Source organism: Pseudomonas asiatica (assembly GCF_040214835.1).
Taxonomy (GTDB): domain Bacteria; phylum Pseudomonadota; class Gammaproteobacteria; order Pseudomonadales; family Pseudomonadaceae; genus Aquipseudomonas; species Aquipseudomonas putida_Z.
In genome coordinates this window covers 4,176,122-4,188,738 of record NZ_CP157874.1, presented here as the reverse complement: position 1 = coordinate 4,188,738, position 12,617 = coordinate 4,176,122, and the positions used below count along the sequence as shown (strand labels likewise).

Below are 12,617 nucleotides of genomic sequence, written 5' to 3'. Positions count from 1 at the left end.
GGGCGAACCCCTTTGTCATGAAGGGGTTCGTCGTCTTTGCCGGAGGGGGCATGAAAAGGCTGGTTGTCACATTGGTCGCTGCTTTCTGCCTGTACCAGGCCCAGGCCGGTACCGCGCCCTGGTGGCGCTGGGAAAGCCAGGTGGATGGGCGCCTGGTCTGCTCGCAATGGCCGCCGGGGGATGGCTGGAAGAAGTTCGCCGGCCCCTACAGCAATGGTGGTTGCCGCGAGCCTTGATGAAGCCGGTACCGGCCCTTTGTTCATGACCGATTTATTTGGCAAGGCCGCTCAGTGGGAGTGTTGCTCTCGAGGTTGGCGCTGTACCTGTAGGAGCGGCCTTGTGTCGCGAAAGGGGTGCGAAGCGCCCCCGGGATTTCAGCTTCGCCGCATCATAGATTGCTGGGGCTGCTTTGCAGCCCTTTCGCGACACAAGGCCGCTCCTACAGGGATCGCGCCAAGACAGTTGCTCCCGCAGAGGCCGGTACAAGTTTGCCGCCATCGGCAACCCGGCGCCGGATAACCGGCGTTCGCGACTTGAGCAAGGCCTCCAAAAGCCCGTATCCACGGGCTTTTTCATGATTTCGCAAAGTTGGTTCGGAACTTGCTTTCTAGCTCGCATAGCAACGGCGAGCGGCAAACGACCGCCAGTGCAATGGAGGATGACTGTGGACAAGATGCTTTACGTGGCCATGACCGGTGCCAGCCAGAATGCGCTGGCGCAGAAGGCGCACGCCAACAACCTGGCGAACATTTCCACCAACGGTTTTCAGCGAGACCTGGAGCAGGCTCGCTCGATGCCGGTGTTCGGTGACAGCTTTCCGTCGCGCGCCTTTGCCATGACCGAGCGCCCGGCCACCGACTTCAGCGAAGGTCCGATGGTGGAAACCGGCCGCGATCTGGATGTGACGGTGACCGGCAAGGGCTTCATCGCCGTGCAGGCACCCGATGGCAGTGAAGCCTACGTGCGCACCGGTAGCCTGAACATCGATGCCCTCGGTGTGCTGCGTGCCGGCAACGGCATGCCGGTGATCGGCAATGGCGGCCCGATTGCGATTCCGCCAGAGCAGAAGGTCGAAGTCGGCGCCGATGGCACCATCAGCATCCGCTCCATGGGGGAAGACCCGCGCGTGATGGCCGAAGTCGACCGCATCAAGCTGGTCAACCCCGATACCAAAGGCCTGACCAAGGGCCTGGATGGTCTGATCCATACCCGCGACGGCCAACCGGCGGACGCCGACGTCAACGTGCGGGTGGTGTCGGGCTTCCTGGAAGGCAGCAATGTCAACGCCGTGGAAGAAATGACCTCGGTGCTGGCGCTGTCCCGTCAATTCGAACTGCACGTCAAGATGATGAACGCGGCCAAGGAAGGCGACGAAGCCATGGCGCGTGTTTTGCAAATCGGCTAATCACTTTTGAACGGGTGCCGTAAAACAGGCGCACGAGGAGAACTTACATGCTTCCGGCTCTTTGGGTCGCTAAAACCGGCCTGTCCGCCCAGGACACCAACCTGACGGTCATCTCCAACAACCTGGCCAACGTCTCGACCACCGGCTTCAAGCGTGATCGCGCGGAGTTCCAGGACCTGCTGTACCAGATCAAACGCCAGCCGGGCGCGCAGTCCACCCAGGACAGCGAGCTGCCTTCCGGCCTGCAGGTCGGTACTGGTGTGCGCATCGTCGGCACCCAGAAGAACTTCCAGACCGGCAGCCTGCAAACCACGGAAAACCCGCTGGACATGGCGGTCAACGGCCGTGGTTTCTTCCAGGTATTGCAGCCGGACGGCACCGTTTCGTATACCCGTGACGGTACCTTCCACCTGAACTCCGACGGCCAGATCGTCACCGCCAACGGCTTCGCCCTGGAGCCTGCCATCGTCGTGCCGAACGACGCGCAGACCTTCACCGTCGGCCAGGACGGCACCGTGTCGATCACCACCGCCGGCAACCCGGCTGCGCAGGTGATCGGCAACATCCAGACCGCCGACTTCATCAACCCGGCCGGCCTGCAGGCGATTGGCGACAACCTGTTCCTCGAAACCGCCGCCAGTGGCGCGCCGCAAGTCGGCACCCCGGGCCTGAACGGTTTCGGCACCACCCTGCAGCAGACCCTGGAAAACTCCAACGTCAGCACCGTGGAAGAGCTGGTGAACATGATCACCACCCAGCGTGCCTACGAGATGAACTCCAAGGTCATTTCCACCGCTGACCAGATGCTGTCGTTCGTTACTCAACAGCTCTGAAGCAGGCAGCTCTAACCCCGTCACTCCGTTGCACCCGTGAGGTAAGCGTCATGAATCGTCTGTTGTCCGTTTTCGCCCTGGGGGGGGCGGTGTTGCTGGCAGGTTGCGTCGCGCCGACGCCCAAGCCCAACGACCCGTACTACGCGCCGGTACTGCCGCGCACCCCGTTGCCGGCAGCGGCCAACAACGGTTCGATCTACCAGGCCGGTTTCGAGCAGAACCTGTACAGCGACCGCAAGGCGTTCCGGGTGGGTGACATCATCACCATCACCCTCAACGAGCGCACATCGGCCAGCAAGAACGCTGGCTCGCAGATCCAGAAAAACAGCAACGCCAACATCGGCCTGACATCGTTGTTCGGCACTACGCCGAACACCAACAACCCGTTCGGCGGTGGTGACCTGTCGCTGGAGGCCGGCTACAGCGGCGAGCGCGCCACCAAGGGCGACAGCAAGGCCACTCAGGGCAACACCCTGACCGGTTCCATCACCGTGACCGTGGCCGAAGTGCTGCCCAACGGCATCATCGCCGTGCGCGGCGAGAAGTGGCTGACCCTGAACACCGGCGAAGAGCTGGTGCGCATTGCCGGCATGATCCGCGCCGACGACATCGCCACCGACAACACCGTGCCGTCCACTCGCGTGGCCGACGCGCGCATCACCTATTCCGGTACCGGCTCGTTCGCCGATGCCAGCCAGCCCGGGTGGCTGGACCGCTTCTTCATCAGCCCGCTTTGGCCTTTCTGAGTACGGATGACCATGTTCAACGTGAGGCAGCTGATTGCCGCAACCCTGCTCCTGTCCTGTGCCTTCGGCGCCCAGGCCGAGCGCCTGAAGGACATCGCCAGCATTTCTGGCGTGCGCTCCAACCAGCTGATCGGTTACGGCCTGGTGGTGGGGCTCAATGGCACGGGTGACCAGACCACCCAGACGCCGTTCACCCTGCAGACCTTCAACAACATGCTGTCGCAGTTCGGCATCAAGGTGCCGGCCGGCTCCGGCAACGTGCAGTTGAAAAACGTTGCGGCAGTGTCGGTGCATGCCGACCTGCCGGCGTTCGCCAAGCCAGGCCAGGTGGTGGACATTACCGTGTCCTCGATCGGTAACTCCAAGAGCCTGCGCGGCGGCAGCCTGCTGATGACCCCGCTCAAGGGTATCGACGGCAACGTCTATGCCGTGGCCCAGGGTAACCTGGTGGTGGGCGGCTTCGATGCCGAGGGCCGTGACGGTTCGAAGATCACCGTCAACGTTCCGTCGGCCGGTCGTATCCCAGGCGGCGCTACCGTCGAGCGTGCAGTGCCGAGCGGCTTCAATCAGGGCAACAGCCTGACCCTGAACCTCAACCGCCCCGACTTCACCACTGCCAAGCGCATCGTCGACAAGGTCAACGACCTGCTCGGCCCGGGCGTGGCCCAGGCCGTGGACGGCGGTTCGGTACGGGTCACTGCGCCGATGGACCCGAGCCAGCGCGTGGACTACCTGTCGATCCTCGAGAACCTCGAGATCGACCCGGGCCAGGCAGTCGCCAAGGTCATCATCAACTCGCGCACCGGCACCATCGTCATCGGCCAGAACGTCAAGGTGTCGCCGGCCGCAGTGACCCACGGCAGCCTGACCGTGACCATTACCGAAGACCCGATCGTCAGCCAGCCGGGGCCGTTCTCCAATGGCCAGACCGCCGTGGTGCCGCGCTCGCGGGTCAACGCCGAGCAGGAAGCCAAGCCGATGTTCAAGTTCGGCCCGGGCACCACGCTGGATGAAATCGTCCGTGCGGTGAACCAGGTGGGCGCAGCGCCCAGTGACCTGATGGCCATCCTCGAAGCCCTGAAACAGGCCGGCGCCCTGCAGGCCGACCTGATCGTGATCTGAGGACGGCACGGATGAACAGCAAAAGCCTGGTTTCCGGCAGCGCCGACAGCGGCGCCTACACCGACCTCAACCGCCTGAGCTCGCTCAAGCATGGCGACCGCGACAGCGACGCCAACGTGCGCAAGGTGGCCCAGGAATTCGAGTCGCTGTTCATCAGCGAAATGCTCAAGGCCTCGCGCAAGGCCAGCGACGTGCTGGCCGACGACAACCCGATGAACACCGAAACGGTGAAGCAGTACCGCGACATGTACGACCAGCAGCTGGCCGTGAGCATGTCCCGCGAAGGTGGCGGCATCGGGCTGCAGGACGTACTGGTGCGCCAGCTGTCGAAGAACAAGGGCACACCGGCCAACACCAGCCCGTTTCCGCGTATCGAGGGCAGTGCACCGACGTTGTGGGGCAACAAGGTGGCCGAGCCCGTGCATGCCGTGCAGTCGACCGCCACCCGCAACGACGTCGCCGCGCTCAATTCACGACGCCTGGCGCTGCCGAGCAAGCTCACCGACCGCCTGATGGCCGGCATCGTGCCGTCGGCGGCCAGCACCAATACCGCAGCCGTGCCGGCCCGTGACGGCCAGCAAGTGGCCAAGGCCTTCGCCGTGCCGGACAACGGCCTGCGCATCCTCGGGCGCGCCGTGGCCCAGCCACCACTGGCACCGAAAAAAGCCTTTGCCGACAGCGACGAGTTCGTCGCCACCATGCTGCCGATGGCCGAGCAGGCAGCCAGGCGCATCGGTATCGACCCGCGCTATCTGGTGGCGCAGGCCGCACTGGAAACCGGCTGGGGCAAGTCGGTCATGCGCAACACCGATGGCAGCAGCAGCCACAACCTGTTCGGCATCAAGGCAACCGGCAACTGGGAAGGCGGCGAGGCGCGGGCGATCACCAGCGAGTTCCGCGATGGCCAGTTCGTCAAGGAGACGGCGGCGTTCCGTTCCTATGATTCCTACCAGGACAGCTTCCACGACCTGGTCAGCCTGCTGCAGAACAATTCGCGCTATCAAGATGCGGTGAAGGCCGCCGATAAACCAGAACAGTTCGTGCAAGAGTTGCAAAAGGCCGGGTACGCCACCGACCCGAATTACGCCAGCAAGATCTCGCAGATCGCAAGACAGATGAAGTCGTACGAGCACTACGCAATGCTCGGTACCGCAACGAAACTTTAAGGGCATGGAACCATGGCGAGTCTGATCAACATTGGTATGTCGGGGCTTGGCGCCGCGCAATCGGGGATGTACACCCTCGGTAACAACATCGCCAACGCCGATGTCGAAAGCTACTCGCGCCAGCAGAACGTGCAGAAGACCAAGGGCGGGCAGCAAGTCGGCCAGGTGTTCATCGGCAGCGGTACTACCCTGGCGGATGTGCGCCGGGTCTATAACGCGTTCCTCGAGAACCAGCTGCGCAGCACCACCTCGCTGAGCAGCGATGCCACCTCGTACCTGAACCAGATCACGCCGCTGGATACCGCCCTGTCGAGCAGCGACACCGGTATCACCGCTGCACTGAAAAGCTTCTTCAGCGCCATGCAGGATGCCGCGGCCAAGCCGACCGAGGACGCCTCGCGCCAACTGCTGCTGACCAGCGCGCAGTCCCTGGCCAAGCGCTTCAATACCCTGTCGGCGCAGTTGAACCAGCAGAACAGCGATATCAATGCCAACATGGCGTCGATCGCTGACAAGGTCAACGCGCTGACCAAGTCGATTGCCGACCTCAACGGCCAGATCTCCAAGATGACGGCCGTCAATGGCCAGCCCAACGACCTGCTCGACCAGCGCGACGGTGCGGTGCGCGAGTTGTCGGCGCTGATCGGTGCCGACGTTGTAGAGCAGAAGAACGGCAACTACGACATCTACCTGAAGAACGGCCAGGCCCTGGTGCTGGGCAATACCACCCAGACCATCGGCGTGCAGCCGAGCGCCACCGACCCGACCCGCATGAGCCTGATACTCAATCGCGGCTCGACCAAGATGGACATCACCAGCACCACGACCGGTGGTGAGCTCGGCGGCCTGATCCGCTACCGCAAGGATACCCTCGACCCGGCGCTCAACGAGCTCGGTCGCGTGGCCTTGGTAGTAGCCGATGCGATCAACAGCCAGCTGGCCCAGGGCATCGACAAGAACGGTGACTTCGGTGCCACCCTGTTCGGCGATATCAACAGCGCTGCGGCCATCAGCCAGCGCAGTGTCGCCAAGACCGGCAACAGCGCCGGCTCCGGCAACCTCGATGTGACCATCAAGGACACCGGCAAGCTGAGCACCAGCGATTACCAGGTGACCTTCACCAGCGCCACTGGCTACAGCGTGCGCAAGTTGCCGGAAGGCACCGACATGGGCAGTTTCGACATCACCGACACGCCGCCTCCGGTGATCGACGGGTTCACCCTGTCGCTCAATGGTGGCGGCCTGAGTGCTGGCGACAGCTTCAAGATCACCCCGACCCGCAATGCGGCCGCGGGCATCGACACTGTCCTGACCGACCCGAAGCGCCTGGCCTTGGCTTCGCCACTGACCGCCACCAGTGGGTCGGGCAACAAAGGTACCGGCGTCATCACCCAGCCGACGCTGACCTCGGAGATGGACATCTACGATGTCGCCCAGCGTTCGCAATTGCAGGCTGGCCTGAAGTATTCGACCCCGGTCAAGCTGGTGTTCGGCGATGACACCAGTTCGCCCCAGGCCTACAAGATGTACGACGCCAAGGGTACCGAGATCGGCAGCGGCACCATCGTGCCGGGCCAGGAGAACAAGTTGCAGCTGTCGGTGCCGATGGTCGATGGCAGCGGCAATTCGCTGGGCGGCAACTTCACCTTCGAGATGAGCGTTTCCGGCGCGCCGAAGAACGGCGACAGCTATACCGTGGCGCTGACCGGCGCAGGTTCGGCAGACAACCGCAACGCCTTGTCGGTGATCGACCTGCAGACCAAGTCCACGGTCGAGGTTGGCGCCAACGGCAAGGGCATCAGCTTCACCGATGCCTACGCCAAGCTGGTCTCCAATGTTGGCGGCAAGGCCGGCCAGGCACAGATGGACAGCGATGCGACCACTGCCTTGCATGCCTCTGCAGTGGAAAGCCGCAACGGCCTGTCGGGTGTGTCGATCGATGAAGAGACCGGCAACCTGGTCAAGTTCCAGCAGTATTACACCGCGTCGTCGCAGATCATCAAGGCGGCCCAGGAAACCTTCGCCACCCTGATCAACAGTCTTTAAGGAGCCGTAGATCGTGAGCGTACGCATCTCTACTTCGCAGTTCTACAACACCAACCAGGCCAACTACCAGAGCAACTTCGCCAAGACGGTGAAGAGCCAGCAGGAGGCAAGCGATGGCATTCGCGTGCGTTCGGCCAAGGATGACCCGGTGGGGGCGGCGCGTCTGCTGCAACTGGAACAACAGCAGAACATGCTGAAGCAGTACAGCGGCAACATCGTCAACGTACGTAACGCCCTGGGCACTGCCGAAAGCACCCTGAACTCCATCGGCACCATCCTGCAGCGGGTCAACGAGCTGGCGGTGAGCTCTGGCAACGGTACGTTCACCGATGCCGACCGCAAGGCCAACGCCGATGAACTGGCGTCGCTGGAAGACCAGCTGTTCTCGTTGATGAACAGCAAGGACGAGAACGGCAAGTACATCTTCTCCGGCTCCAAGGGCGATACCCCGCCTTACGCGCGCAATGCCGATGGCACCTACAGCTACCAGGGCGACCAGGGCAAGCTCAACCTGCAGGTGGGTGACATGCTCAGCCTGGCGGCCAATGAAACTGGCTACGACGCCTTCGAGCAGGCGCTCAACACCAGCCGTAGCCAGACCAGCCTGACCGCGCCGGCCACCGACGATGGCCGCGTCAGCCTGTCCAACGGCCAGGTCTCCGGCAACAGCCTGTACAACGATCGCTTCCGCAGTGGCGAGCCGTACAGCATCGAATTCCTCAGCAGCACCGAATACAAGATCACCGACGTCGACGGCAATGACGTCACGCTCGAGGCCAGCCAGGGCGGCAAGTTCGACCCCAATGGCGACAACACCAGCATCAGCTTCCGCGGTGTCGATCTGCGCCTGGACATCACCTTCAAGGACGGCGACAAGGGTAATGAAGATGCCGCTATCGCAGGGCATACGTTCAGCCTGAGTTCCAAGGCCGATGAGGTTTCCGGCACCCGCAGCCCTGGCAATACCTCCTCCGAGCAGGTGACGGGCGCGACCATCACCGATCAGGCTGCCTACAAGGCCGCTTTCCCGGGCGGTGGCGCGGTGCTCAAGTTCACCGGCAGCAGCACCTTCGAGCTGTACGCCGCACCGGTCACTGCTGACAGCCGCCCGGTGGCATCGGGTGCGCTGGGCGGGCCGAACGGCACCACCGCCACCGCGGCTGGGGTCAGCTTCGAGCTGTCCGGCGCACCGAATGCCGGGGACTCGTTCGCGGTCAAGGTCGATACCCACCAGACCCAGAACATCCTCGACACCATCGGCAAGCTGCGTACCGCGCTGACCAGCCCGGTGGACAACGACCCGGTGGCCCGGCAGAACTTCCTCGCCGCGCTGGATTCGGCCGTTGGCAACATCGCCAGCGCCACCAACCAGGTGTCGTCGTCGGTCAGTGCGATCGGTGGCCGTGGCCAGGCGCTGGATGTGCAGTCCGAAACCAACGAGGCGCTGAGCACCGAGAACACCAAGACCCAGAGCTCTATCCGCGAAAGCGACCCGGCTGAAGTGATGCTGCGCCTGCAGATGCAAACCAACATGCTGCAAGCGTCGCTGCAGGCCTATGCCAAGGTCGCCAGCTTGTCGTTGGTCAACTACATCTGATTTCACCTCTCTCGCGTCATCCGGCGTGTGCCAGCCCATTCGGTGCTGGCCACGCCACCTCTTCAAGGTCTTCGCCGTGAATCAACAGACCCTCGTCAGCATCGCCATCCCAGCCTTCAACCCCGAGTTCTTCCGCGCCACGTTGCTCAGCGCGCTCAACCAGGATTACTCGGCGCTGGAGGTGCTGGTCTGCGACGACAGCCGGGGCCTGGAGATCCAGCGTATCGTCGACGAGGTGGTAGGTGAGACCGGCAAGCCGGTGCGCTACGTGCGCAATCCGCAGACCCTTGGGTTCGCCCGCAACCTGCTGGCGTGCCTGGGGCATGCTGAAGGGCCGCTGATCAAGTTCCTCTGCGACGACGACCGACTGTTCCCCGAATGTGTCGGCCTGCAGGCCGCGGTCATGGAACAGCATGCCGATGTCAGCATGACCATCTGCCAGCGCATGCTGTGCGCGGCCGACGATGCCTTGCTACCGCCGCGCATGCTCAATGCGGTGATGTGCCCGGAGGATGCGGTAGTCAAGGGCAGCGACTTGCTCGAAGCGTTGGAGACGAACGCCCCCAACCTGTTCGGCGGCCTCAGCCATGCACTGATGCGCCGTGACCTGGTGGCCGAGTTCCTGCCGGCGTTGGTGCAGGAGGGCAGCGGGTTTGCCGCGCGCCTGGACATGGCGCTGTACATTTGCCTCATGCGCCGAGGCAACCTGGGGCACCTGTCACGCTTCCTCAGCATGGAGCGTCTGCACCCTGCGCGCCTGAGCCACCAGGCAGGCATGACCCTGGCCTTCCCCATCGAGACCGACTGGATAAAGGCAATGCTGGCCGCGCGGGCAAGCGAGGCCGCACCGGCCAGTGGCTGGGTGCGCTACTTGTCGCTGGAGCGGTACCAGGGCGAGCAGGGTGCGCAGTGGGACGAGTACGAACTCAACCGCCTGTACGGTGCACAGCAGGCCCGCCAGGCGCAGCAGGTTGGCACTGACTGCCTGTCGTTTGAAGAGGTGTATGCCCAGTGGCTGGAGTGCCGTGACCTGTCGGCTGCACAGCTCAAGGCGTTGCCCAAGCGCTTCGAACAGTGGCCCCGGCAGCCGCGCATCGTCCCGGTGATCTGGGCCGAGGCGGGTGAGGAACTGGCCCTGCGCGCGACCTTGGACAGCCTTGCCGCGCAGTCCTGTTCGGCAGCCGGTACCTGGCTGCTGGCACCGGCGACGCTGGAATTGGCAGGCCACCCGGTCGCGGTTGAACGCATGCTCGTGCAGGGCAATGGCCTGGCCCAGCTGCAGGCGCGCCTGGCGCGTGCCGACGATGCCGACTGGATACTGCTGTTGCGCGCTGGCGACCGCCTGGTGCCCCATGCTCTGGCGATCATGGGCGAGCGCATGGCACTTCGCGAGCGGGCCTGCATCTATGTCGACGAAGGTAGCCATGACGGGCTGCGCCCGACAACACCCATCTTCAAGCCGGACTTCAACCTCGACCTGATGCGCAGCCTGCCATATGTAGGGCGCGTACTGGCATTCAACTGTACGGCGCTGCGCGAGGTCGGCGGCTTCGACCCGGACTTCGATACCCTTGCACCCCACGACCTGCTGTGGCGCCTGGCGGAACACCAGGGCTTGCAGGTCATCGAGCACATCGACGAACTTCTGGTGCATTGCCAGCACGACTTTGGCCAGTGGCTGCACGACCCGCGCTGCGCACAGCAGGCGCCACGCGTGGTGCGGGCCCATCTGCAGCGGCTGGGCGTCGATGCCGAGGTTGTCGGTGCCGAAGGCATGTCGTTGTGCCAAGTGGCGTACCGGCACCCGGAGCAAGCCCTGGTGTCGATCCTGGTTACGCTCGGGGACGACCTGAGCGCGGCGATGCGTTGTGTCGAGTCCGTGTTCGAACACACCCGGTATGGCCATTTCGAGGTGCTGCTGATCGCCTCGCCGGATACGCCTGCCGACCTGCGTCAATGGCTGCAGGCCATGCAGGGGCTGGGCAGCAACCAATTGCGGGTGATCGAGGTGGCCAGCGGCAGCCAGCTGGCGCAGTTGAACCAGGCCAGCGAGGCTGCCCGTGGCGACTACCTGCTGATGCTCGACAGCGCCTGCGCCGCCTTCGACCGTTCCTGGCTGGAGCAGTTGATGGCCCAGGCCCAGCGCCCGGAGGTCGGCGTGGTGGCGCCCAAGCTATGTACCCAAAGCGGCGAGATCTTTGGCGCCGGGCTGGTCCTGGGGCTGCATGGCGGCGTCAGCAGCCCGTTCGTTGGCATGCCGGCTGACAGCGGCGGCTACATGCTCCGGCTCAATGCCGTGCAGAACTGGAGCGCGCTGAGCCTGGACTGCCTGCTGGTGCGCCGCGAGCTGTTCGCCGCGCTGGGCGGTTTCGATGTGCAGGGCCTCAAGGGCGGCCTGCAGGACGCCGACCTCTGCCTGCGCATCCGCGAACAAGGCTATCTGGCGGTGTGGACGCCCCATGCGGTGCTCGTTCGCTTCGCTTCGACCCGTGACGTGCGGACCGACAGGCAGCGCAAGGTGCTGGACAAGGACATCTTCCATGAACGCTGGTTGGCCAAGGTTGCCCGCGACCCTGCCTATAACCGCAACCTGAGCCTGAAGATGGCCAGCTTCAACCTCGATGCCGGACAGCGTCGTGGCTGGGACCCGTTCATCAGCCGTGTGCTGCCGTCGGTGTTGGCGTTGCCGATCAACACTTCGGCGGTCGGTCACTACCGGGTGGCACAGCCGTTCACCGAGCTGGAGCGCGCTGGCTGGATCCAGGGGCGGCTTGATTACAGTACTCCGGAGATGATCGAGATCGAGCGCGAGAAGCCCGACGTGATGATCTTGCAGTGTCGCTACACGGTCAATTCGATCGATGAAATGACGCGCTTCAAGCGTCTGTCGAACGCCCGACGCATCTACGAGATCGACGACTACATCATCGAGGTGCCGGAAAAGAACGCCCATGCGCGGAACATACCGGCCAACATGCGCGAGCTGGTCACCCAGGGTATTGCCTTGTGCGACCGGGTGGTGGTGTCGACCCAGCCGCTGGCCGATGCACTGTCGAGCATGCACCACGATATCCGTGTAGTCCCCAACATGCTTGCCGCCCCGCTGTGGGCCGGGCTGGCCAGCGAGCGCCAGACAAGCGCGCGGCCGCGCGTGGGCTGGGCGGGGGGCACCAGCCACCGGGGCGATCTGGAGCTGTTGCTGGACGTCATCAAGGCCCTGGCCGACGAGGTCGACTGGGTATTCTTCGGTATGTGCCCGGATGCCTTGCGGCCTTATGTGAAGGAGTTCCACAAAGGCGTGCCCTTGGCGTCGTACCCGCAGAAGCTGGCCAGCCTCAACCTTGACCTGGCACTGGCGCCGCTCGAACAGAACCTGTTCAACGACTGCAAGAGCAACTTGCGCCTGCTTGAGTATGGTGCGTGCGGCTTCCCGGTGATCTGTACCGACACCAAGGCCTATGACGGCTACCTGCCTTGCACGCGGGTGCGCAACAACACCTCGGAACAATGGCTGGATGCGATCCGCATGCACCTGGCCGACCCCCAGGCCAGCTACCGCCAGGGTGATGCCCTGCGCGAAACGGTGCTGCGGGACTACGTGCTGATGCCACACCACCTGCAACAGTGGGCCAACGCCTGGCTGGCGGATTGAACCTTGGGGCCTGCCACCGTCGGGCGCCAGACCAACAACATGAACAGGTG

The 12,617-nt window shown here is 63.8% G+C and carries 9 protein-coding genes; all 9 read left to right on the top strand.

Annotated features, from left to right (window positions below):
- Positions 1-50: 50 nt before the first annotated feature.
- The 9 genes from ABNP31_RS18730 to ABNP31_RS18690 all read left to right on the top strand — a co-directional run bounded on the left by ABNP31_RS18730 (position 51) and on the right by ABNP31_RS18690 (position 12,567).
- Positions 51-236 carry a hypothetical protein gene (locus ABNP31_RS18730; RefSeq protein ID WP_039612679.1) on the top strand — a complete coding sequence of 62 codons (186 nt, stop codon included), beginning with the start codon at positions 51-53 and terminating at the stop codon, positions 234-236.
- 428 nt (positions 237-664) lie between these two features.
- Entirely contained in the window at positions 665-1,405 is a 741-nt protein-coding gene (locus ABNP31_RS18725; protein WP_015271240.1) for a flagellar basal body rod protein FlgF, read from the top strand.
- A 47-nt stretch (positions 1,406-1,452) separates the two neighbouring features.
- Positions 1,453-2,238 (top strand): flagellar basal-body rod protein FlgG, encoded by a 786-nt coding sequence (flgG, locus tag ABNP31_RS18720; protein ID WP_015271239.1) that lies wholly within the window; start codon positions 1,453-1,455, stop codon positions 2,236-2,238.
- Positions 2,239-2,288: 50 nt separating this feature from the next.
- Positions 2,289-2,984, top strand: a complete 696-nt coding sequence (gene flgH / locus ABNP31_RS18715; RefSeq protein WP_085589051.1) for a flagellar basal body L-ring protein FlgH — start codon at positions 2,289-2,291, stop codon at positions 2,982-2,984.
- Positions 2,985-2,996: 12 nt separating this feature from the next.
- Entirely contained in the window at positions 2,997-4,106 is a 1,110-nt protein-coding gene (locus ABNP31_RS18710) for a flagellar basal body P-ring protein FlgI (RefSeq protein WP_015271237.1), read from the top strand.
- Between the two features lie 11 nt (positions 4,107-4,117).
- The gene (gene flgJ, locus ABNP31_RS18705; protein WP_085663975.1) at positions 4,118-5,272 is read left to right on the top strand and encodes a flagellar assembly peptidoglycan hydrolase FlgJ; all 1,155 of its coding nucleotides are present in this window, start codon (positions 4,118-4,120) and stop codon (positions 5,270-5,272) included.
- A 12-nt stretch (positions 5,273-5,284) separates the two neighbouring features.
- Complete coding sequence (flgK, locus tag ABNP31_RS18700; RefSeq protein ID WP_238066717.1) at positions 5,285-7,318, top strand: flagellar hook-associated protein FlgK; 2,034 nt, start codon at positions 5,285-5,287, stop codon at positions 7,316-7,318.
- A 13-nt stretch (positions 7,319-7,331) separates the two neighbouring features.
- On the top strand, positions 7,332-8,915 hold the full coding sequence (locus ABNP31_RS18695) for a flagellar hook-associated protein 3 (protein ID WP_085589047.1): 1,584 nt from the start codon (positions 7,332-7,334) through the stop codon (positions 8,913-8,915).
- Between the two features lie 76 nt (positions 8,916-8,991).
- The gene (locus tag ABNP31_RS18690; RefSeq protein ID WP_350012651.1) at positions 8,992-12,567 is read left to right on the top strand and encodes a glycosyltransferase; all 3,576 of its coding nucleotides are present in this window, start codon (positions 8,992-8,994) and stop codon (positions 12,565-12,567) included.
- The last annotated feature ends 50 nt before the right edge of the window (positions 12,568-12,617 follow it).